The organism is Morganella sp. Je.2.23 (genome assembly GCF_051129855.1).
In the GTDB taxonomy this organism is placed as follows: domain Bacteria; phylum Pseudomonadota; class Gammaproteobacteria; order Enterobacterales; family Enterobacteriaceae; genus Morganella; species Morganella sibonii.
The window spans coordinates 2,034,986-2,058,869 of sequence record NZ_JBCPSQ010000001.1; the positions used below are offsets into that span (position 1 = coordinate 2,034,986).

A 23,884-nucleotide genomic window follows, 5' to 3' on the forward strand; every position below is an offset into this window, starting at 1 on the left:
CTATATCAATTCGTTAGTTTTTCTTCGCTGCCGCAATAATTGCATCTGCCACCCGTTTGGTAGCATCGGTAATTGCGACACTTCTTGCTTTTTCCGCCATGGTCAGCAGGCGTGGTCTGTCCCACTCGCGCAACTGCTCTGCCACCGCCTGTGCATTAAAGGATGGCTGCTCTGTAATCACAGCGGCTCCCGCCTGTTCCAGCGGCAGTGCATTCCAGTATTGCTGGCGATCTTTATGCTGAAACGGCACAAAAATCGCGCCCAGCCCGACAACCGCAATCTCACTGACGGTCAGCGCCCCGGAGCGGCAGATAACCACATCCGCCCAGGTATAAGCTTCAACCATGTCATCAATAAATTCTGTGACAGTCACGCTGTCTGACGCACCCTGTGCGTTATACAGTTCCTGTGTGCTTTCCGCACTGCCTTTGCCGGCCTGATGGCGGATACAGACGGCATCCCCCATAATACCGGCCACTTCCGGCAGGGTCTGGTTCAGGACGCGTGCGCCCTGGCTGCCGCCGATAACCAGAATGCGGACCGGCCCTTCGCGCCCGGCAAAACGTTCAGCCGGTGACGGCAGGTTCAGGATATCCTCACGCACCGGGTTACCAACCACCGGTGCCTGCGGGAACGCGCCCGGGAATCCCTGTAATACAGTGGTGGCGATTTTCGACAGCCAGCCGTTTGTCAGACCGGCCACACCGTTCTGTTCATGCAGGATCACCGGAATTCCGCAGCGCCAGGCCGCCACACCGCCGGGGCCGGAGACAAACCCGCCCATGCCGAGCACGGCATCCGGCTGGTAGTCACGCATAATTTTTTTCGCTTGTTTTATCGCTTTCGCGATACGGAACGGCGCGGTGAGCAAAGCTTTCACGCCTTTGCCGCGCAGACCGGTAATCTCAATAAAATCGATATCAATACCGTGTTTCGGCACAAGCTGAGCTTCCATCCGGTCACGGGTACCCAGCCAGCGGATTTCCCAGCCCTGACTCTGTAAATAGTGCGCAACCGCAAGCCCCGGAAATACATGTCCGCCACTACCACCGGCCATCACCATCAGACGGGGGGCTTTATTACTCATCGCGCTCTCCTTGAGAATGCCTGGGCTTTGGCCAGGCGTGTTTCAAAATCAATCCGCAGCAGCAAGGCAATGGCTGCGGTCATAATCACTAAACTGGAACCGCCGTAACTGATCAGCGGCAGTGTCAGCCCTTTGGTCGGCAGCATACCGGAGGCCGCGCCGACGTTAACCAGCGCCTGGAAACTGAACCAGATGCCGATAGCACAGGCAAGAAAACCGGCAAAGCGCTGATCTATCATCAGTGCGCGGCGGCCGATAACCATCGCGCGGAACGCGACAAAAAAGACCATCAGCAGCACCAGAATCACACCGAAGTACCCCAGTTCCTCACCGAGGATGGCAAAAATAAAGTCGGTATGGGCTTCCGGCAGATATTCCATTTTCTGAATGGAATTTCCCAGCCCCTGGCCGAAATAATCACCGCGGCCGAATGCCATCAGTGACTGTGTTAACTGATAACCGCTGCCGAACGGATCTTCCCACGGATCAAGGAACGAGGTCACACGCCGCATACGGTAAGGTTCTGCAATAATCAGCAGTACCACAGCAGCGACACCGCCGCCGATAATCGCGATAAACTGCCACATCTTGGCACCCGCCAGGAACAGCAGTGCCAGTGTGGTGACAAACAGCACAACCACCGTACCGAGATCCGGCTGTAACAGGAGCAGCACCGCCAGCACAAACATCACGCCCATCGGCTTGCAGAATCCCCAGAAGTTATTTCTGACTTCATCCACCTTGCGCACCAGATAGCTTGCCAGATAGACAAACAGTGCCAGTTTTGATACTTCCGCCGGCTGAATACGCATCGGCCCGATCGCAATCCAGCGCGATGCCCCGTTAACGGAACTGCCCACGCCGAGAACCACTATCAGCCCGCCGATCGTACCAATCAGCAGTAATGTGCTGTAACGCTGCCACATTTCCAGCGGGAAACGCATAATCACGGCAGCGATAATAAAAGAAAAAATTAAGAAGCCGCCGTCACGCTTGGCAAAATAAAACGGATCTTCCGCCAGACGCTGCCCGACGGGCATCGAGGCGGAGGTCACCATCACAAAGCCAATCGCAGCCAGTCCCAGTGCAAACCACAGCAGTGTCCGGTCATACATCACGACCGTACTGAACTCGCCGTTACGCTCGCCGATCATCCAGTTTTTAAAACGCTGTGATCCGGGGAATTTCATGCCGCCAACTCCCGTGCCAGACGGGCAAATTCACGCCCGCGCTCTTCAAAATTACGGAACTGATCCAGACTTGCACAGGCCGGTGATAACAGCACCATATCCCCGTCTGCCAGCGATGGTGCCAGTGCCCGCATGGCCTGCTCCATGGTGTCTGTCAGCAGAGAGACATCCGGACGCAGTTGTGCAAGCTGTGCGCCGTCACGGCCGAAACAGTAAAGACGGATTTTTTCACCGCTCAGATACGGCAGCAGCGGTGAGAAATCCGCTGATTTACCGTCGCCGCCGAGCAGCAGATGCAGACAGCCGTCAACCTGTAAACCGTTCAGTGCCGCTTCGGTGCTGCCGACATTGGTCGCTTTGGAATCATCAATCCAGCGGACGCCCGCCGATTCATGCACCAGCTGAAAACGGTGCGGCAGACCGCTGTATGTGCGCAGTGCTTTCAGCGCACCCTCACGCGGAATATTGACCGCATCCGCCAGAGCCAGTGCCGCCAGCGCATTACAATAGTTATGCTGACCGTGCAGGATCATCTCATTGCAGCCGATAATTTTTTCGCCGCAGAAGCAGAGTGACTGCTCATCGGTATCGAGCCAGTAATCCCCGGTTTCGGTGCCGAAGCTGACATATTCAGACCGGTCACAATCACAGCCCGGCTGAGTCAGCGCATCTTCCGCGTTATACACGCAGACCGCAGCGTCGTGATAAACGCGCAGTTTTGCCGCACGGTACTGTTCCAGCCCCTGCGGATAGCGATCCATATGATCTTCAGTAACATTCAGGACAGTCGCCGCCGCCGGTTTCAGGCTGAACGTCGTTTCCAGCTGAAAACTGGATAACTCGAGCACACAGAGCTCGTAATCGCCTTTCAGCAGTTCAAGGGCAGGCAGACCGATATTACCGCCGACACCGGTACGCAGACCGGCGCAGCGCCCCATTTCCCCCACCAGGGAGGTCACGGTGCTTTTGCCGTTCGAACCGGTGATCGCCACAACCGGGACAGTCACTTCGCGGGCAAATAATTCGATATCACCGATAATTTCCGCGCCGGCTTCTGCCGCTGCCTGTAATTGCGGGGTACTGACGGCCACACCGGGGCTTGCGATAATCAGGTCTGCATCCAGCAGCCACTGCGTTTCAAACCCGCCGCAGTGACGCTGAACGCTGTCCGGCAGCTTATCGATGCCGGGCGGGGAGGTGCGGGTATCCATCACTTTCGGCGTAACACCGCGTGACAGAAAAAAGTCCACACAGGAAAGCCCGGTTAAACCGAGCCCGACAATCACAATGTCTTTCCCCTGATAATTCGTCATGATTAACGTACCTTGAGTGTCGCCAGACCGATCAGCACTAACATCAGAGAGATAATCCAGAAGCGGACAATCACCCGCGGCTCAGGCCAGCCTTTTAATTCATAATGGTGATGAATAGGTGCCATCCGGAAAATACGCTGACCGCGTAATTTGAAGGAGCCGACCTGTAAAATCACCGACAGAGTTTCCACCACGAACACACCGCCCATAATCAGCAGCAGGAATTCCTGGCGCAGCAGAACAGCAATCGTACCCAGCGCACCGCCGAGTGCCAGCGAGCCGACATCGCCCATAAAGACCTGTGCCGGATAGGTGTTAAACCACAGGAACCCCAGCCCTGCACCGACAATCGCGGTACAGACAATCACCAGTTCCCCGGCATACGGCAGATACGGGATATGCAGATAATGAGCGAAATTTACGTTACCGGTCGCCCAGGCCACCAGTGCAAAACCGGCAGCCACAAAGACGGTCGGCATAATCGCGAGGCCGTCGAGGCCGTCTGTCAGGTTTACCGCGTTACTGGTACCGACAATGACGAAATACGCCAGCAGGATATAGAGCACACCCAGCTGAGGCATCACATCTTTAAAGAACGGCACCACCAGCTGTGTCGCCGGGGTGTCTTTGCCGATGGCATACATGCTGAACGCCACGGTCAGCGCCAGTACGGACTGCCAGAAATATTTCCAGCGGGCTATCAGCCCTTTGGTGTCTTTACGCACGACTTTGCGGTAGTCATCGATAAAACCGACAATACCGTAGCCGATCAGCACCAGCAGCACACACCAGACATACGGGTTATCCAGACGCGCCCACAGCAGAACAGAAATGGCGATGGAAAACAGGATCATCATGCCGCCCATGGTCGGTGTACCGCGCTTGCTGAAGTGCGATTCCGGCCCCTCGCTGCGGACAACCTGGCCAATCTGCATTTTCTGAAGATACGCAATCACATGCGGTCCCATCCATAATGCGATAATCAGCGAGGTCAGCAGGCCGACGATGGCGCGGAACGTCAGGTAAGAGAAGACGTTAAACGCAGTGTGAAACTGCACCAGATACTCAGCCAGCCAAATCAGCATGGGACATTCTCCTGCAAGGCGTGCACAACTTCTTCCATTGCGGAGCTGCGTGAACCTTTAACTAAAATTGAAATTGATGAATGCTGTGCCACCAGCGGTGCCAGCGCAGCAATGAGGGTTGTTTTGTCAGCGAAATGGCGTCCCTGGCACTCATCACTGATAAAATGGCTGAGCTGACCGGCGGTAAATACCGCATCCAGCCCTGCATCACGGGCAGCCTGCCCGACTCTGCGGTGACTCTCTTCGGCATAACCGCCCTGCTCGCCGATATCCCCGGCAACCAGCACACGGTATCCCGGCAACTGTGCCAGCACACGGATTGCTGCAATCATCGAGCCGTCATTTGCATTGTAAGTATCGTCAATCACCAGCTTACCGGGAGCTATCTCAACCGGATATAAGCGGCCGGGAACCGCACGGGTCTGCGCCAGACCACTGCGGATATCCGCCAGTGTCGCCCCGGCAGAAAGTGCCAGTGCCGCCGCCGCAAGTGCGTTGGCGATATTGTGACGCCCCGGCTGCGGCAGGGTGACAGCAGTGCTGCCTGCCGGTGTGTGCAGGGTAAAATCGGTGGTCAGCGGATTCATCACCACACCGGTGGCGTAAAAATCAGCCTGCGGATGCGGATCAACGGAGAAACTCCAGCGGGTCTGGCGCGGGGTCAGATGAGCCTGCCAGTGAGTGATATCATTGCTTTCGAGATTAATAATGGCGGTGCCTTCGTCCGTCAGGCCGGTGAAAATTTCCCCTTTCGCCTGTGCGATGGCCTCTGCGGAACCAAATTCACCGATATGGGCGGCAAACAGGTTATTCACCAGTACAGTCTGCGGATGTGTCATCGCCGCGGTATAGGCGATTTCACCGGTGTGGTTGGCACCCAGTTCAATCACCGCAAACTGATGTTTTTCTGTCAGACGCAGCAGTGTCAGCGGTACACCGATATCATTGTTAAAGTTACCGGCGGTAAACAGCGTTTCGCCTGCTTGCTGTAAAATGGCAGCCGTCATCTCTTTGACAGACGTTTTGCCGGAAGATCCGGTCAGCGCGACGACCTTTGCCCCGCTGCGGTCACGGTTGCCTTTTGCCACCGTACCCAGCGCCAGGCGGGTATCTTTAACGATAATCTGCGGACAGTTCACATCCATACGACGGTTGACCAGAACAGCGGCAACCCCTTTCGCGGCTACATCCGCAATAAAATCATGAGCATCAAAACGTTCACCGGCCAGGGCGATAAACAAGGCACGTTCACCGATAGTGCGGCTGTCAGTGGTAATGCTCTCAATCATTTCTGATGACGCGTGGCCGCTGAGGATAAGCTCCCCGGCGGTCAGTTGTGCGATATCAGCAAGGGAGAACGGGATCATGCCATCACTCCCAGCAGGCGGGCGACGGTCAGACGGTCAGAGTAATCCAGACGGCGGTTGCCGACCAGCTGATAATCCTCATGTCCTTTTCCTGCCACCAGCACCACGTCGTCCGGTTTTGCCTGCATCACCGCAAATGTCACAGCTTCCGCACGTCCCGGGATCGGCAGTGCGCGGGAGGTATCAACCAGTCCTGCCATAATGTCATTGATGATAGCCTGCGGCTCTTCGCTGCGCGGATTGTCGTCCGTGATCACCACCACATCGGACTCCTGCTCAGCGATTGCGCCCATCAGCGGACGTTTGCCTTTATCGCGGTCACCGCCGCAGCCGAAGACACACCACAGCTTGCCTTTGGTATGCAGACGCGCCGCACTCAGGGCTTTTTCCAGTGCATCCGGGGTGTGGGCGTAATCCACCACAACGGTCGGACGGTTATCCGCCGTGAACACTTCCATCCGGCCGCAGACCGGTGTTAACGCGGTTGCGCTGTTCAGCAATGCTTTCAGGTCATAACCCAGGGCCAGCAGTGTTGCCGCAGCCACCAGCAGATTGCTGACGTTAAAGGCGCCCATCAGCGGGCTGTCCAGTTCACCGTCACCCCAGCTTGAGGTAAAGGCGATGTGAGCACCGCTGTCGTGATAATTCACAGAAACGGCTTTCAGGAAACGCCCCTGCCAGTTGGCGGGCAGGTTATCTTCCATTGTGACGGCTACCGCTTCCGGCAGTTTTGCCAGCCATTTCAGCCCGGTCTCATCATCCGCATTAATAATTTTTTGTTCGCTGTGATGGGTTGAGAACAGCAGCCATTTGGCAGCTTCATAATTAGCCATATCACCGTGGTAATCGAGGTGGTCACGGCTTAAGTTGGTAAAGACGGCAGCACGGAACGGCAGTGCCGCCACACGGCTTTGCACCAGTCCGTGAGAGGAGACTTCCATCGCCGCCACGGTGGCACCTTTTTTTGCCAGTTTGTCCAGTTCGAGCTGGATATCCACCGCAGAGCCGGTAGTGTTTTCTGTCTGGATCACATGACCGAGCAGCCCGTTACCGACTGTTCCCATCACAGCGCTGGTTTCGCCCATCGCCTGTGTCCACTGCGCCAGCAGCTGAGTGGTAGTGGTTTTACCGTTAGTCCCGGTAACACCGATCAGTTTCAGACGCTCCGCCGGATGGTGATAGAACTCACCGGCCAGACGGGATAATTTTTCATTCAGATGGCTGAGGTAAACCACCGGTACACCATGCAGTACCTGCACACTGCCGTCTTCCGCCGCACCATCCGCTTCCGCCGCCACGGCAGCCACGCCCTGAGCGATGGCCTGAGGAATGTAGTGACGCCCGTCAGACTGGTGGCCTTTTACCGCCAGGAACAGATCACCGGCAGCCGCTTTGCGGCTGTCCAGGGTCATATCACGTAACGCCTTAGCCGGTGCATCAACACCGAGCGGCGCGAGTAAATCGCGCAAATTACGATCTGCCACTTGTACCCTCTTTTGGTTTATTAGTAACCACTTCATTGGTTTGTTCTTCCGGTGTCAGCGCATCCGGTTCCACGTTCATTGTCCGCAGAACACCGCCCATGATGGCACCGAATACCGGTGCGGAGATCGCACCCCCGTAATACTTGCCGCCCTGCGGGTCGTTGATGATCACAACCAGAGCAAAACGCGGACGGCTTGCCGGCGCAACCCCGGCGGTGTAGGCGATATAGCGGTTCACGTACTTTCCGTCGTCGCCCACTTTTTTCGCGGTCCCGGTTTTAATCGCCACGCGATACCCTTTGATCGCAGCGCGCGTTCCGCCGCCGCCCGGTAACGCAACACTTTCCATCATCTGAACCACGGTTTTCATCACCGGCTCAGGGAAGACGCGGGTACCCGGTACAGGCGGGTCCACTTTCGTAATGGACAGCGGGCGGTAGATCCCGAAACTGCCGATTGTTGCATAGGCCCGCGCTAACTGTAACGGTGTTACCATCAGCCCGTAGCCGAAAGAAAAGGTGGCCCTTTCAAGTTCAGACCACCGTGTTTTTTTACTTGGATATATGCCACTGCTTTCCCCGACCAGCCCCAGATTGGTCGGTTTTCCCAGCCCGAAACGCGAATAGACGTCCACGAGTTCCTGAGCGGGCATCGCTAACGCAAGTCTTGAAACCCCTACGTTACTCGATTTCTGTAAAATACCGGTGATGGTCAGTTCGGCATAACGGCCTACGTCTTTGATTTCATGACCACTGATCCGGTACGGATAAGTATTCACCACGCTGTTCGGTTTGATGATGTTATTGTGCAGCGCACTCATCACCACCAGAGGTTTTACCGTCGAGCCCGGTTCAAAAATATCGGTGATAGCACGGTTACGCATGGCATCTTTCGGCGTTCCCTGGAGGTTGTTGGGGTTATAGGACGGGCTGTTCGCCATCGCCAGAATTTCCCCGGTGTTCACATCCACCAGAATCGCTGTGCCGGATTCCGCCTTGTTCAGTGCCACCGCACTGCTGATTTCGCGGTATACCAGCGCCTGTAAACGTTCATCAATACTGAGTGTCAGGTTGTGTCCGGCCTGACTTTCACGGGCGATGGTGTCTTCAATAACACGGCCGCCGCGGTCTTTCCGGACTGTCCGCTGTCCCGGAACCCCGGTCAGCCAGCGGTCAAAGCTTTTTTCGACCCCTTCAATCCCCTCATCATCAATGTTGGTAACACCGATAATGTGAGCGGTGACTGAACCGGACGGGTAATACCGTTTTGATTCTGCCTGTAAATAAATTCCCGGCAGATTCAGTTTTTTCACGTAATCGCCGATGGTCGGGTTGACCTGGCGCGCCAGGTAAACAAAGCGACCTTTCGGGTTTGCCGTGACTTTGCTTTTCACCTGGTCGAGCGGAATATTCAGCGCTTCGGACAGTGCACGCCAGCGGGTGTCATCCCCTACCCCGCCTTTGTCAGCTAACTCTTTCGGGTCTGCCCAGACCGCATTCACCGGCACACTGACTGCCAGAGGCCGCCCCATACGGTCGCTGATCATGCCGCGTGCGGTCGGGATCTCCTGGACACGCAGCGAACGCATGTCACCTTCTTTCACCAGCATGTCCGGGTTGATAATCTGTAAATACGCCACCCGGATCAGCAGTGCGGCGAGGGCAATCCCGATACCGCCGCATAACAACGCAAAACGCCAGCTGATAAAACTGGCTTTTTCTTCCGGACGTTTGATACGGGCTCCGCCCTGCGTTTTGCCTGCTGATTTTTTGCTTTTCATGCCTTCGTCATTTCGTTACGACAATTTTTTCGTTTGCCGGATCCACATGCTGCATACTGAGACGCTCAACGGACAGGCGCTCGACACGGCTGTGATCCCCCAGGGCGTTCTCTTCCAGAATCAGGTTACGCCATTCGATATCCAGCGAGTTACGCTCCAGCACAAGATGTTCCCGCTCTGCGGTCAGCAGACGTGTTTTATGTGCCGTGATAACCACAAAAATTGCGCTGACGATCACGGCGATAAATAAAATCGCAGGGATAAATCCGTGGCGCAGCAGGTCACGACAAATAACGCGGGCTAAATTGTGCCGTTCTGTGGTCATGCTTTCTCCGCAAAGCGCAGTACAGAGCTGCGGGCACGCGGGTTAACACTGATTTCCTGCTCCGACGGTTTCATTTTTCCCGCCAGTTTCAGTGCCGGTGTGCCGTGCGCTTTCAGTTGCTCTTCCGTCAGCGGTAATCCGTGCGGGACCTGCGGTCCGCGGCTTTCGTTGCGCATAAACTGTTTTACAATCCGGTCTTCCAGTGAGTGGAAGCTGATCACGGATAAACGTCCGCCCGGTGCCAGAATACTCAGTGCACCGGTCAGTGCCTGGCGGATTTCATCCAGTTCACTGTTCACATAGATGCGGATTGCCTGGAAGCTGCGGGTCGCCGGATGCTTGTGCTTTTCTTTCACCGGTGACACCGCGGCAATCAGTTCTGCCAGCTGTTTTGTCCGTGTCAGCGGCTCTTCTGTCTTGTTCCGTTCAACGATGGCGCGGGCGATCCGTTTTGAAAAACGCTCTTCGCCGAAGTTTTTCAGTACCCACGCAATATCTTCTTCTTTGGCTTCGGTCAGCCACTGTGCGGCAGAAATTCCCCGCGTCGGGTCCATGCGCATATCCAGCGGCCCGTCACGCATAAAGGAGAATCCGCGCTCCGCATCATCCAGTTGCGGGGAAGATACGCCCAGATCGAGCAGAACACCATCAATCTGTCCGCCCAGTTCCAGCTCATTCACATAACCGGCGATACCGGAAAACGGACCGTGAATAATGGAAAAACGCGGGTCGTCAATCTGTGCCGCTGCGGCAATTGCCTGCGGGTCCCGGTCAATAGCGATCAGACGCCCCTGTGCCCCGAGTTTTGATAAAATCAGACGGGAATGCCCGCCACGGCCGAATGTGCCGTCGATATAAATACCGTCTTCACGGATCTGTAATCCGTTAACGGCCTCATCCAGTAAAACACTGGTATGCTGAAACTGACTCTCTGCCATTTAAAGTGATAAATCCTGTAACCGGGCGGATAAAGGTCCGGATGCCGTCTGCCCGGCAGCAATATCATCCTGTACCTGCTGATACCACGTCTGTTCGTCCCACAGCTCAAACTTGTTGAACTGCCCGACCAGCATGACTTCTTTGGTTAACCGCGCATGTGTGCGCAGTGTACCGGCTAACAAAAGACGTCCCGCACTGTCCATCTGACATTCAGTGGCATGACCCAGCAGCAGACGCTGAACACGGCGTTCTGTCGGGTCCATGGTGGACAATTGTGCCAGCTTCAGTTCGATCAGTTCCCATTCCGGTAAGGTGTAAAGCAGCAGACACGGCTGGTGGAGATCGATAGTGCAGACCATCTGACCTTCCGACTTTTCAGCAAGCAGCGACCGGTACCGTGCCGGTACGGTTATGCGCCCTTTGCTGTCAAGATTAACCAGTGTTGCCCCGCGAAACATACGTTTCTCCGCTCAGTTTTACCCCGAACTACCACTTTCACCCACAATTCCCCACCAACAGAGTTTACGAATGGTACGAAAAGCTTGTCAAGCCAGAGCTGACAAGGTTCCGTTTCCGTTATCGGGGAATAAAGGGGTGAGAAAATATGGGATTTTTTGCTTCAGGGAACAGAAGTGAGGTAACACACTGATTCAAATCAGAAAAAAATTCACATAATACGCACTCGGTTAACCGGGGCAAATTATACCGAATCTGACGAAAGAAAGATGCATTTTTGCGAGGTACCCCTCACTTTCAGGATAAAAATTGACCACCCGGGTAACCCCCCCGGAATTTTTATTTCAGTTATCTGTGCTGTTACTTTCTGTTACAGTGCGTGATTATCTGATATTTGAAAATATAAAATTCATCATATCAATAAGATAACTATTTTAAAACGGAATGGATGATAATTTTCGCTATATACCCATAACCACAATAAGTGTATTTGCCGGGGAAAAAAGGGGTTCTGTGAAAATTGTCAATTTCTGTCAATCAGCAGAATTGAAAAAAAATCTTAGGATTCCTCCCAAAAAGGGTTTTTCATCTGTTTTCGGCGGATATAAATAAAAATACCTATACGTTTCCGTACAGGTATCAGAAAAAAAAATGATTTTACTGTCTGAATATTACCGGCGGCTCAGACTTCCGCGGCGGCACAGATCACGGCGGATCCGGGTAATACCCGCGGCCGGTTTCTGTTTTTCATCCAGGCTTGCCAGCACCAGCTCCAGTACACGCTCCGCAATGTCACGATGACGCTGCGCGACGGACAGAACCGGACACTCAAGGAAATCCAGCAGTTCATGATCACCGAAGGTCGCGATCACCAGCTGCCCCGGCAGACGACCGCTGCGGGCCAGTGTGGCATCCATCACACCCTGTAACAGCGCGAACGATGTGGTGAACAGTGCGTCCGGCATCGGGTTGTTTTCCAGCCAGCTGTCAAACGCTTTCGCGGCGGCGTCACGCTCATAGCTGTCGGCATACAGGAAATTCACGTTACGTGCATCACCTTCCCAGGCTTCGCGGAATCCCTGCTCACGCAGGAAACTGACGGAAAGTTCCGGTAACGCGCCGAGATAAACCACCGATTCTGCAGGGAACTGACGCAATTCGGATGCCAGCATTTTGGCGTCCTCAAAGTCATCCCCGACCACACTGATAAAGTGCTCATTTTCCAGTGCACGGTCAAGCGCGACAATCGGCAGCGAGCGGTTTGCCCAGCGCTGATAGAACGGATGCTCCGGCGGCAGAGCGGTGGAAACGATAATCGCATCCACCTGACGCTGTAACAGGTGTTCCACACAACGGATTTCGTTGTCAGGCTGGTCTTCGGAGCAGGCGATCAGCAGCTGATAACCACGGCTGCGCGCCTGGCGCTCCAGATAATTTGCGATGCGGGTATAGCTGGTGTTCTCCAAATCCGGGATCACCAGTCCGATAGAGCGGGTACGGCCTGCACGCAGACCGGCGGCTACCGCATTCGGATGGTAATTATGTTCACGAACCACCGCCATCACTTTTTCGACAGTTTTGTCACTCACACGATATTGTTTTGCTTTTCCGTTGATGACATAACTGGCCGTCGTGCGCGACACACCGGCAAGGCGGGCGATTTCATCCAGTTTCACGTTAACCCCTTACAAATCAGGAAACGGCCCGAACAACGGGCCAAATAAGAAGAGTGATCAGTTTACCCTTTCACCGCAAATATTTCACCGCATTATTTTTTCACCGCGCGACATCCCGACGATGCCGGAGCGGGCAATCTCAACGATTTCAGCAAAGCCGCGCACCGCATCCAGAAAGGCATCCAGCTTTTCAGTGGTGCCGGTCAGCTGTACGGTGTAGAGCGTCGCCGTCACATCGACAATCTGCCCGCGGAAGATATCAGTACTGCGTTTGACCTCATCCCGCCCGTAGCCGCTGGCCTGTAATTTGACCAGCATCACCTCGCGCTCAATGTGGGAGGCAGCGGTCAGTTCTGTGACACGGAACACATCCACCAGCTTATTAAGCTGCTTTTCAATCTGTTCCAGCACCCGCGCATCCCCTTTGGTCTGGATGGTCAGGCGGAACAGTGACGGGTCATCCGTCGGGGCAGCGGTGATACTTTCGATATTATACCCGCGCTGGGAAAAAAGCCCTGCCACACGGGATAACGCCCCTGTTTCGTTTTCTAATAAGATTGACAGAATCCGGCGCATGATCAGGTCCTCTCCGTTTTGCTTAACCACATTTCATCCATCCCGCCGTTGCGGATCTGCATCGGATAAACATGCTCTTTTTCATCCACCATCACATCGGCGAACACCAGCCGCTTCTCTTCACGGACAATACGCAGAGCTTCCGCAAGCTGTTCACGCAGCGTGGCTTTATCACTGATACTGATGCCAACATGCCCGTAAGCCTCCGCCAGCCGGACAAAATCAGGCAGTGAATCCATATAGGAGTGGGAGTGACGGCCGTGATAGACCATATCCTGCCACTGTTTCACCATACCGAGGAAACGGTTGTTCAGATTGAGCACCAGCACCGGCAGCCCGAACTGTAATGCGGTGGACAGCTCCTGAATATTCATCTGAATACTGCCGTCCCCGGTGACACACACCACCATATCATCCGGTTTTGCCAGCCGGACGCCCAGTGCCGCCGGCAGGCCGAAGCCCATCGTGCCGAGTCCGCCGGAGTTGATCCAGCGGCGCGGTTCATCAAACGGGTAATAGAGCGCGGCAAACATCTGGTGCTGACCGACGTCAGACGTCACATACGCCTGTCCTTCTGTCAGCTCCCATAATGTACGGATCACGGTCTGCGGTTTGATTTTTTCCCCGCTCTCGTCGATCGTCAGACATTGTTTCGCTTTCCACTGATCAATACGGCGCCACCAGTCGCACAGCGCATCAGGATCCTGCTCATCGGTCAGAGATTCAAGCTGTAACAGCATCTGCGCAAGACACAGTTTTGCATCGCCGACTATCGGAATATCCGCCGCCACCGTTTTTGAAATAGACGCCGGATCGACATCGATATGAATAACCGTTGCCTGCGGGCAGTATTTCGCCAGGTTATTGGTGGTCCGGTCATCAAAGCGGACACCGACGGCAAAAATCACATCACTGTGGTGCATGGTGTTGTTCGCTTCATACGTACCGTGCATACCCAGCATGCCGACGCACTGCGGATGAGTGCCCGGAAACGCGCCCAGTCCCATCAGGGAGAGCGCCACCGGCAGACGCAGTTTATCCGCAAGGGTGAAAATCTCCGGGCTGCATCCGGCACTGATGGCACCTCCGCCGATATACATGACAGGACGTTTCGCCTGCATCAGCGTGATAAGCGCGCGTTTGATCTGCCCTTTGTGACCGGCACCGGTCGGGTTATAGGAGCGCAGACTGACCCGGGCCGGGTAGCTGTATTCATGCTGCTGCTGGACAATATCTTTGGGGAAATCAATCACCACCGGACCGGGGCGGCCGGTTTGCGCCAGATAAAAGGCTTTTTTGATGGTGGCGGGAATATCCGCGACATCATGCACCAGGTAACTGTGTTTCACGACCGGCCGGGAGATCCCCACCATATCCACTTCCTGGAAAGCATCGTTACCGATCAGCGCGCTCGCCACCTGGCCGGAGAGCACCACCAGCGGCACGGAATCCATATAGGCGGTGGCAATGCCGGTAATGGCATTGGTCGCCCCCGGCCCGGATGTGACCAGCACCACACCGGTTTTACCGGTCGCGCGGGCATAGCCGTCCGCCATATGCACAGCCGCCTGCTCGTGACGCACCAGAATATGCCCGATACCGCCCACGGTATGCAGTGCATCATAAATATCCAGAACCGCCCCGCCCGGATAGCCGAATACGTGTGACACGCCCTCATCAATCAGGGAGCGCACAATCATTTCTGCTCCAGTCAACCTCTCCATAAATGCTCTCCTGCCCGTGATTACGGGTTGTAACTGCAAGTGATGTGTTTGTCTGTTTTTAGTTATCTGAGGATTAACATAACGATAAAATGACAGCGCTGGCAAATGCGTTTTTCGGGGAGCAAAAAGCGGAAAACCACAGGAATAAAGGAAATGTCATGATCCGCAGACGATCATGCCTGTGGCAGGAAATCACAAAGCAGAGTTCACTGAGAGAGGGGGAAAAACCGGCGGGATATAAAAACGGCACTGCACAGAAAACCGGCAGTGCCGCAGAGAGAATTATTCCGTATACATCGATTCAATTTCACGCTGATAGCGCTGGGCGATCACTTTACGGCGCAGCTTCAGCGTCGGCGTCAGCTCACCGAGTTCCATGGAGAAATTCTGCGGTAACAGTGTGAAACGCTTAACCTGATGGAATGCAGCGATATTTTTCTGCAACTCTTTCAGACGGCTTTCAAACAGCGCCACAATCTGGCTGTTTTTCAGCAGTTCCATCCGGTCATGGTATTTCAGATTCAGCGCCCGGGCATGCTCTTCCAGAGTGTCAAAGCACGGCACAATCAGTGCGGAGACAAACTTACGCGCATCCGCCACCACTGCGATATGCTCGATAAAGCGATCCTGTCCCAGTGTCCCTTCCAGCATCTGCGGCGCAATATATTTGCCGTTGGAGGTTTTCATCAGATCTTTCAGGCGTTCCGTGATAAACAGATTGCCTTTCTCATCCAGTGCACCGGCATCACCGGTCCGCAGCCAGCCATCATCAGTAAACGCCTGACGGGTCTCTTCCGGCTTATTGTAATAGCCGCGCATCACTACCGGCCCGCGTACCTGGATCTCATTTTCCTCACCAATACGTACTTCCACATCCGGCAGCGGCACACCGATAGAGCCGAGCTGATAGCCGCTGTTTTCCCAGCAGGATACCGTGGCACAGGTTTCTGTCATGCCGTAACCGTATTTGATATTAATACCGACAGCGAGGAAAAAGCGGATAATTTCATCATCCAGCCGCGCACCCGCTGCCGGTAAGAAACGGACATTGCCGCCGAGGACATCACGCAGTTTGCCGAGCACTTTTTTCTGAGCAAACTGATCACAGCGCGCAGCCAGCCATGACAGCTTTTCACCGCGCTGCTGTGCATCCAGTGTTTTTTTGCCGGTACGTACCGCCCAGTGAAATAACGCACGCTTATACCACGGCGCCTGTGCCACTTTTTCGTAAATACCGCTGAACACTTTCTCATAGAAACGCGGCACCGCACACATCACGGTCGGTTTTACCGATACCATCGCTTTGCGCACCAGATTGGTATCACTGAGATACACATTCAGCGCGCCGGTATGCATCACATAGAAACTCCAGGCGCGCTCAAAAACGTGTGTCAGCGGCAGGAAGCAGAGAGAGACATCATCTTCGGTCAGCGTCAGCCGCTCATCATGCAGATACAGCTGGGCAGCCATATTGCGGTAATCCAGCATCACGCCTTTCGGTTCGCCGGTGGTTCCGGAGGTGTAAATCAGAGTGAAAAGGTCATCAAGAGAGCAATCCGCGATGCGCTGCGCCAACTCTCCGGCATAACTGCCGTCGTGCCCGTTCATAAACTGGCGCAGTGTACAGACCGCCGGATGAGACGGGATCGCCGTGTTTTCCGGATTCATGATGATGATTTTCTGCAGAGACGGGCAGAGAGAGAGCAGCGACAGAGCAATTTCCGCCTGTTTCTGACCGTCCACAAACAGGATACGCACCTGCGCGTCATTGAGAATATAGGCCGCCTGATCATCACTGCTGGTCGCATAGAGCGGTACCACAATGGCGCGGCACTGAAGAACAGCCAGATCAGTTAATGTCCACAGGGCGCTGTTGTGTGAGAAAATGGCGACATTTTCCTGAACCTTAACCCCTTCCGCCAGCAGGGCTTCCGCCAGATTTTCACTGAACGTCCCGGCCTGCTGCCAGGTAAAATCAATATGCTGACCCTGTTCACACCACTGTCGCAGTGCGGTTTTGTCACCCCGGCGCTGTTTTTGCTGTTGCAGCCGCGTCACTAAATGATAGTGATGCAAATTTGTTGTTGTCACACGCGTTTCCTTTACTGAGCCGTCAGACTGTACGGTTTCACGTTATGTAATGATTTTCAGCTTACAGTTGTACGCTTAAATTTTTCCGCAAGTGTAGCCTGTTGTCTCCGGGAACAAAAGCAAATTTAGTTATCTTTGCAATGGCGGGATCACAAAAAAGCGCCGGCAGGCGTATTTGCCTGCCGGAGAGATAAATGAATTAAATGACTGATTAGATATGATGTGTAAATTGCGTCAGCAGTGCTTTCATCCACTGATGACCTTTATCGCGGGTACAGGCCTCATGCCAGATCAGAAACGCCGGACGGCTGACTTTATCCCACGGCAGCTGCACTTCCTGAATCGGCAGGACATGAGAATAGAGCTGGATCAGCCACTTCGGCGCGATCGCCACCAATTCCGTTTTAGACACAATATTCAGTACACTGACTAAATTGGTTCCCTGATAAACGATAGCCCGGAGTAATTCATTATTTTCATAATACGGTGAACTGAATGAATCAATTAAGTCCAGGGATACCACCGCATGCTGTTCGGTGAATATCTGTTTCTCGGTAACGGTATATTGTATGCGGGGATGGTTACGGGCAGCAACCAATGATAACTGATCATTAAATAATAAGTGATGACTGTAATCCGGCTTATCGAAACGATTATAACTGATAGCAAAATCCGTTTCCTGATATTTCAGGTTATGCTCGATCTGTGAATTCATATAAGACTGAATATTAACATCGATATTTTCACTGTGAAGTTTAACCTGTTCGATTATTTTATCTGTCAGCCGGATATCCAGCGGACTGGAAATGGCCAGGTTAAATACCCGCTCACTGCTGCCCGGTTCAAAACCGGCACCCGGCAGCTCGTTATGCACCAGCTGCAATGCCTGTCTGACCGGACCGAACAGCTGTTTGGCGCGCGCAGTCGGCTGAATCCCGCGGCCAAAACGGACAAATAATTCATCATTAAACATAACCTTAAGCCGTGACACCGCATTACTGACAGCCGGTTGCGACATACCTAAAAGTTCAGCAGCCCGGGTGACGTTCTGCATCTGCATTACCGCATCAAAAACCGTCAGCAGATTAAGATCCACATTGCGCAGCTGTGTTTCACCGGATTCTTTTTTTACTTCTGCCACTGAGGTGTATTCAGTCATCTTAAACTCCAATAAATGATTATAATGACTTCAATAAGCTATCCGCCGCCATACTGAAACAGCAGATAAATACAAAATTGAAATCTATTATCTCAATTGATTATCCAATTAATAATTGAGTCTCTTCCTTGTATGGTTCTGAATACGCGGGTGCGCATCATCATCACAATGCATACTATTTAAATATTTAAAGTCAGTTATTTATTCATGCAACTAATACATCAACACTGCTTTATTCATTTAGTTTCCATGCAATGAGATAATAAAACAAAGATTGTGTTTATTCATAACAAAATTATCTTTTATCAGCAGAAAAAATCTGATTTCTTTTACTGACGTAACCGAAAAAATAAACTGTTCAATGAATATCTCACCTGTCACCGGCGGTAACCTGACCGCCGGATACCGTATTCCCTGCCGACTCAACTGATTCAGATTATCCGCAAAAAAATTCTGTAAAAATATTAGCCCAATCATTTAGCTGACTTATAGATGAAAACGCTGATTAATTTTTATAAATTAGTCACTTTATCTGCATTTGGTGCTTTTTTTCTCCGTTGCTCAGTATCTCCGGCGAAACAGGAGAGTTGACAGCGCTTTTTATATTCAGTATCAATAATACATCGCCACGGATAAACCTTGTGTTCCGTGCCACTGAATTTACTGAGAAGGTTATTACTATGTCTTTCACTTTCCGCCTAAACAGCCTGCTAATTATCGCCTTAACTGCGCGTGGCGGGCTTATGGCCGGAAGTTCCTCATAACTTTCTCCCTGAGACCTGAGAAACCCGCGCAATGTCGCGGGTTTTTTTATACCTGCAAACCGGAAAACAGAACAAGAAATAACCGAGAGGATCACAACATGAGCGATAACGTCATCATTTTTGATACCACACTGCGTGACGGCGAGCAGGCATTACAGGCCAGTCTCAGTGTCAAAGAGAAATTACAGATTGCTTTCCAGCTCGAACGCATGGGGGTTGATATTATCGAGGCCGGTTTCCCTGTCTCCTCGCCCGGTGATTTTCAGTCGGTGCAGACCATCGCCCGCGAAATCAAAAACAGCCGTATCGCTGCCTTATCCCGTTGTGTAATCGGTGACATTGACGCGGCTGCCGAATCCCTGAAAGTCGCGGAAGCGTTCCGGTTGCATATGGTGCTCGCGACCTCCGGTATTCACGTCAAAACCAAACTGCGCAAGACCTTTGCTGACATCATCGATATGGCGGTCGGCTCGATTAAACATGCCCGCCGCTTTACCGATGACGTCGAGTTCTCCTGCGAAGACGCCGGGCGTACCGATATTGATGACTTATGCCGTATTGTCGAAGCTGCGATTAACGCCGGTGCCACGACTGTCAATATTCCTGATACCGTCGGTTACACCACCCCGTACCAGTTCGGCGGCATTATCAGTGAATTGTTCAACCGCGTACCGAATATCGACAAAACCATCATTTCCGTCCACTGCCATGACGACCTGGGCATGTCCGTTGCCAACTCTATCACTGCCGTACAGGCGGGTGCCCGCCAGATTGAAGGTACTATCAACGGATTAGGTGAGCGCGCCGGAAACTGTGCGCTGGAAGAAGTCATTATGGCGATTAAAGTGCGGGAAAAAATGCTGGGCGTACGCACCGGGATCAATCACAAAGAGATTTACCGTACCAGCCAGTTGGTCAGCCAGTTATGCAATACGCCGGTACCACCGAACAAAGCCGTGGTCGGCAGTAATGCGTTCTCTCACTCCTCCGGTATTCACCAGGACGGTGTGATCAAAAACCGCGAAACCTACGAAATCATGACGCCGGACAGCATCGGCCTGAAAGATAACTTAATCAACCTGACCTCCCGCTCCGGCCGTGCGGCAGTGAAACACCGGATGGCGGAAATGGGCTACCAGGAAGACGATTATAACCTGGATGAGTTATACGCGGACTTTCTGCAACTGGCGGACAAGAAAGGTCAGGTCTTTGATTACGACCTGGAAGCGCTGGTGTTTATGAAACAGCAGCATCAGGAGCCGGAGCATTTCTCGCTGGCGTTCCTCAACACCCAGTCCGGTACCGGTGTTAAAGCGTCAGCAACCGTCAGAATGCAGGCCGGGGATGAAATCATCTCGGAATCCGCGCAGGGGAACGGCCCGGTGGATGCGGCGTATGAAGCTATCCGCCGTATCGCGGGGTATCCGCTGACCCTCGCCGCCTATCAGCTGACCGCCAAAGGTCAGGGAACGGATGCACTGGGACAGGTCAACATCGTGGTGGAGTATGAAGGCCGCAAATTCCACGGCATGGGACTGGCAACCGATATTGTCGAATCCTCCGCTCAGGCCATGATCCACGCTGTTAACAGCATCTGGCGTGCCGGACAGGTAAAAGAAGAAAAACGGCGGATACAGTCAGATAACAACATGCACAACGATACTCATAACAATACTCATAACAACAATACAGAGACAAAGGAAGCGGTGTAATTATGTCGGAACAATTTCATATTGCAGTTTTACCGGGCGACGGAATCGGCCCTGAAATTATGGCACAGGCTTATAAAGTGCTGGATGCCGTGCGCAGCCGCTTTAACCTGACCATCACCACCAGTGAATATGATGTCGGCGGTATTGCCATCGACAACCACGGCCACCCGCTGCCGCCCGCCACACTGAAAGGCTGTGAGCAGGCTGATGCGGTGCTGTTCGGCTCTGTCGGCGGTCCGAAATGGGAAAAACTGCCGCCGGACTCACAGCCGGAGCGCGGTGCCCTGCTCCCGCTGCGTGCACATTTCAAATTATTCAGCAACCTGCGCACGGCCAGACTCTACCCGGCGCTGGAAGCGTTCTGCCCGCTGCGCAGTGATATCGCGGCCCGCGGATTCGATATCCTGTGTGTCCGCGAACTGACCGGCGGTATCTACTTCGGACAGCCGAAAGGCCGTGAAGGCGAAGGAAAATATGAGCGTGCTTATGATACCGAGGTGTATCACCGCTATGAAATTGAGCGCATCGCCCGTATCGCCTTTGCCTCCGCACAAAAACGCCGCGGTCAGGTGACATCGATTGATAAGGCCAATGTGCTGCAAAGCTCCGTATTATGGCGCGAAGTGGTCACTGAAATCGCCAAAGAGTATCCGGATGTCACGCTGTCACACATGTATATCGATAACGCCGCCATGCAGATGGTGAAAGATCCGTCGCAGTTTGATGTCATCCTCTGCTCCAATCTGTTCGGCGACATTATCTCCGACGAATGCGCGATGATCACCGGATCCATGGGTATGCTGCCGTCAGCCAGCCTGAATGAGAAAAAATTCGGCCTGTATGAGCCGGCCGGCGGCTCTGCGCCGGATATCGCCGGACAAAATATTGCCAACCCGGTGGCACAGATTTTATCCGCCGCCATGATGCTGCGCTTCAGCTGCGGGCAGGATGCAGCGGCAGACAGCATTGAAAACGCGGTAAACCAGGCGCTGAATGCCGGACACCGCACCCGTGACGTGGCCGGAAGCGGCAAGAGTGTGACCACGGACGAAATGGGCGACATTATCGCGCGTTTGATTACAGAAGGGGCTTAAGATGAGCACAGGAAAAACTTTATATCAGAAATTATATGATGCCCATGTGGTTCGCGAAGAAGCAAACGAAACGCCGATCCTGTATATCGACCGCCACCTGGTGCATGAAGTGACGTCACCGCAGGCATTTGACGGATTACGGGCAAAAAACCGCCCGGTTCGCCGCCCGGAGAAAACCTTTGCCACCATGGATCACAACGTCTCCACACAAACCAAAGATATTAACGCCTGTGGCGAAATGGCCCGTAATCAGATGCAGGAACTGATCAAAAACTGTGAGGCCTTTGGTGTCCGCCTCTATGATCTGAACCATCCGTATCAGGGCATCGTGCATGTGATGGGGCCGGAACAGGGCATCACTCTGCCGGGCATGACGATTGTCTGCGGTGACTCCCACACCGCCACCCACGGTGCATTCGGTTCACTGGCTTTTGGTATCGGCACCTCAGAGGTGGAGCATGTATTAGCGACCCAGACGCTGAAGCAGGCACGCGCCAAAACCCTGAAAATTGAAGTGCGCGGCAAAGTCGCTCCCGGAATTACCGCCAAAGATATTGTGCTGGCGATTATCGGCCACACCGGCAGCGCGGGCGGCACCGGCTATATCGCGGAGTTCTGCGGTGACGCCATCGAGGCGCTCTCCATGGAGGGCCGGATGACCGTTTGTAATATGGCTATCGAGATGGGCGCCAAAGGCGGAATGATTGCCCCGGATCAGACCACCTTTGATTATCTGAAAGGCCGTCAGTTCTCCCCGCAGGGTGCGGACTGGGATGCCGCTGTCGCTTACTGGCAGACACTGAAAAGTGATCCGGATGCGGAATATGACGCGGAAATTATTATTAATGCTGCGGATATCGCCCCGCAGGTCACCTGGGGTACCAATCCCGGTCAGGTGATTGATATCAGCCGCGCTATTCCCGCACCGGACAGCTTTACCGACCCGGTGGAGAGAGCCTCGGCAGAAAAAGCACTGGCGTATATGGATTTAACACCGGGCGCCAAATTAACCGATGTGAAAATCGACAAGGTATTTATCGGCTCCTGCACTAACTCACGGATCGAAGATTTACGTGCGGCAGCAGCAGTTGCCAAAGGCCGTAAAGTAGCGCCGGGTGTGCAGGCGATAGTGGTGCCCGGCTCCGGACCGGTGAAATCACAGGCAGAAGCGGAAGGTCTGGATAAGATTTTCACCGAGGCCGGATTTGAATGGCGTTTACCGGGCTGCTCCATGTGTCTGGCGATGAACAATGACCGCCTGGCACCGGGAGAGCGCTGCGCCTCCACCAGCAACCGGAACTTTGAAGGACGTCAGGGACGCGGCGGGCGTACTCACCTGGTCAGCCCGGCCATGGCCGCTGCGGCTGCTGTCACCGGCAGTTTCGCCGATATCCGTACCATTGAGATGCGCTGAGGGAGATGATCATGGAAAAATTTATTGTACATCAGGGGATTGCCGCACCACTGGATGCGGCTAATGTGGATACCGATGCCATTATCCCGAAACAGTTTTTGCAGAAAGTGACCCGTACCGGCTTCGGGCAGCATTTATTCAACGACTGGCGTTTTCTCGATGATGACGGACAGGTGCCGAACCCGGATTTTGTCCTCAACGCCCCGCGCTATCAGGGTGCATCGATTCTGCTGGCACGGGAAAACTTCGGCTGCGGCTCCTCCCGTGAACATGCACCGTGGGCCTTAACAGATTACGGATTCAGAGTGGTGATTGCGCCGAGCTTTGCGGATATCTTTTACGGCAACTCATTCAACAATCAGTTATTGCCGGTGAAATTACCCGAAAACGCAATTGATGCGCTCTTTAACTGGGTACAGAAAACAGAAGGCGCGCAGATTATTGTTGATCTGGAAAACCAGAAAGTGATCGCCGGTGAACTGGAATATCCGTTCAGCGTTGATACTTTCCGCCGTCACTGCATGATGAACGGCCTCGACAGTATCGGCCTCACGTTACAGCACGACGATATGATTTCCCGCTTTGAAGCACAACAACCTGCATTTATGAACTGATAACCGGATTCATTTCCACCATTGAACCCCTGCC

At 53.6% G+C, this 23,884-nt stretch carries 19 protein-coding genes; 4 read left to right on the top strand and 15 right to left on the bottom strand.

All coding sequences use genetic code 11. The annotated features are described in order from the left end of the window. Positions 1-13 precede the first annotated feature (13 nt). The 15 genes from murG to leuO all read right to left on the bottom strand — a co-directional run bounded on the left by murG (position 14) and on the right by leuO (position 18,252). A complete protein-coding gene (gene murG / locus AAZR23_RS10180; RefSeq protein ID WP_046894502.1) occupies positions 14-1,087 on the bottom strand; it encodes an undecaprenyldiphospho-muramoylpentapeptide beta-N-acetylglucosaminyltransferase in 1,074 nt (357 codons plus the stop codon). Continuing rightward, positions 1,084-2,277 carry a cell division protein FtsW gene (ftsW, locus tag AAZR23_RS10185; RefSeq protein ID WP_107678989.1) on the bottom strand — a complete coding sequence of 398 codons (1,194 nt, stop codon included), beginning with the start codon at positions 2,275-2,277 and terminating at the stop codon, positions 1,084-1,086. The genes murG and ftsW overlap by 4 nt, the downstream gene beginning before the upstream one ends. Beyond that, positions 2,274-3,590 carry a UDP-N-acetylmuramoyl-L-alanine--D-glutamate ligase gene (murD, locus tag AAZR23_RS10190; protein WP_107678990.1) on the bottom strand — a complete coding sequence of 439 codons (1,317 nt, stop codon included), beginning with the start codon at positions 3,588-3,590 and terminating at the stop codon, positions 2,274-2,276. The genes ftsW and murD overlap by 4 nt, the downstream gene beginning before the upstream one ends. Positions 3,591-3,592: 2 nt before the next feature. Continuing rightward, entirely contained in the window at positions 3,593-4,675 is a 1,083-nt protein-coding gene (gene mraY, locus AAZR23_RS10195; protein ID WP_046894505.1) for a phospho-N-acetylmuramoyl-pentapeptide-transferase, read from the bottom strand. Beyond that, positions 4,669-6,042, bottom strand: coding sequence for a UDP-N-acetylmuramoyl-tripeptide--D-alanyl-D-alanine ligase (murF, locus tag AAZR23_RS10200; protein WP_166708345.1), 1,374 nt, complete (start codon positions 6,040-6,042; stop codon positions 4,669-4,671). Before murF ends, mraY begins: the two co-directional genes overlap by 7 nt. Further along, the gene (murE, locus tag AAZR23_RS10205) at positions 6,039-7,526 is read right to left on the bottom strand and encodes a UDP-N-acetylmuramoyl-L-alanyl-D-glutamate--2,6-diaminopimelate ligase (RefSeq protein ID WP_434692258.1); all 1,488 of its coding nucleotides are present in this window, start codon (positions 7,524-7,526) and stop codon (positions 6,039-6,041) included. Before murE ends, murF begins: the two co-directional genes overlap by 4 nt. Next, positions 7,513-9,306, bottom strand: a complete 1,794-nt coding sequence (gene ftsI, locus AAZR23_RS10210) for a peptidoglycan glycosyltransferase FtsI (protein WP_166708347.1) — start codon at positions 9,304-9,306, stop codon at positions 7,513-7,515. The genes murE and ftsI overlap by 14 nt, the downstream gene beginning before the upstream one ends. Before the next feature lie 7 nt (positions 9,307-9,313). Continuing rightward, entirely contained in the window at positions 9,314-9,631 is a 318-nt protein-coding gene (gene ftsL / locus AAZR23_RS10215) for a cell division protein FtsL (RefSeq protein WP_004238454.1), read from the bottom strand. Continuing rightward, a complete protein-coding gene (gene rsmH, locus AAZR23_RS10220; protein WP_054424041.1) occupies positions 9,628-10,569 on the bottom strand; it encodes a 16S rRNA (cytosine(1402)-N(4))-methyltransferase RsmH in 942 nt (313 codons plus the stop codon). Before rsmH ends, ftsL begins: the two co-directional genes overlap by 4 nt. Next, positions 10,570-11,028: a division/cell wall cluster transcriptional repressor MraZ gene (gene mraZ, locus AAZR23_RS10225; RefSeq protein ID WP_004238452.1), complete on the bottom strand. Its 459-nt coding sequence runs from the start codon at positions 11,026-11,028 to the stop codon at positions 10,570-10,572. It abuts the gene before it with no gap. Between the two features lie 669 nt (positions 11,029-11,697). Beyond that, positions 11,698-12,702, bottom strand: a complete 1,005-nt coding sequence (gene cra, locus AAZR23_RS10230; RefSeq protein ID WP_046894510.1) for a catabolite repressor/activator — start codon at positions 12,700-12,702, stop codon at positions 11,698-11,700. An 84-nt stretch (positions 12,703-12,786) separates the two neighbouring features. Further along, complete coding sequence (ilvN, locus tag AAZR23_RS10235) at positions 12,787-13,278, bottom strand: acetolactate synthase small subunit (RefSeq protein WP_046894511.1); 492 nt, start codon at positions 13,276-13,278, stop codon at positions 12,787-12,789. A gap of 2 nt (positions 13,279-13,280) precedes the next feature. Continuing rightward, complete coding sequence (gene ilvI, locus AAZR23_RS10240) at positions 13,281-15,002, bottom strand: acetolactate synthase 3 large subunit (RefSeq protein WP_218426502.1); 1,722 nt, start codon at positions 15,000-15,002, stop codon at positions 13,281-13,283. A gap of 282 nt (positions 15,003-15,284) precedes the next feature. Continuing rightward, positions 15,285-17,093 carry an AMP-dependent synthetase/ligase gene (locus tag AAZR23_RS10245; RefSeq protein WP_218426503.1) on the bottom strand — a complete coding sequence of 603 codons (1,809 nt, stop codon included), beginning with the start codon at positions 17,091-17,093 and terminating at the stop codon, positions 15,285-15,287. Between the two features lie 211 nt (positions 17,094-17,304). Then, complete coding sequence (gene leuO, locus AAZR23_RS10250; RefSeq protein ID WP_107679061.1) at positions 17,305-18,252, bottom strand: transcriptional regulator LeuO; 948 nt, start codon at positions 18,250-18,252, stop codon at positions 17,305-17,307. Between the two features lie 862 nt (positions 18,253-19,114). On the opposite strand from leuO, the gene leuA reads away from it, so the two are divergent. From leuA to leuD, 4 genes are read left to right on the top strand one after another with little or no spacing between them, the layout of a single operon-like run. Continuing rightward, positions 19,115-20,728, top strand: a complete 1,614-nt coding sequence (leuA, locus tag AAZR23_RS10255; protein WP_317419215.1) for a 2-isopropylmalate synthase — start codon at positions 19,115-19,117, stop codon at positions 20,726-20,728. 2 nt (positions 20,729-20,730) lie between these two features. Next, positions 20,731-21,822, top strand: a complete 1,092-nt coding sequence (gene leuB / locus AAZR23_RS10260) for a 3-isopropylmalate dehydrogenase (RefSeq protein ID WP_434692268.1) — start codon at positions 20,731-20,733, stop codon at positions 21,820-21,822. A 1-nt stretch (position 21,823) separates the two neighbouring features. Next, positions 21,824-23,236, top strand: a complete 1,413-nt coding sequence (gene leuC / locus AAZR23_RS10265; protein WP_434692271.1) for a 3-isopropylmalate dehydratase large subunit — start codon at positions 21,824-21,826, stop codon at positions 23,234-23,236. Positions 23,237-23,244: 8 nt separating this feature from the next. Further along, a complete protein-coding gene (gene leuD / locus AAZR23_RS10270) occupies positions 23,245-23,850 on the top strand; it encodes a 3-isopropylmalate dehydratase small subunit (protein ID WP_434692446.1) in 606 nt (201 codons plus the stop codon). Positions 23,851-23,884: the final 34 nt, after the last annotated feature.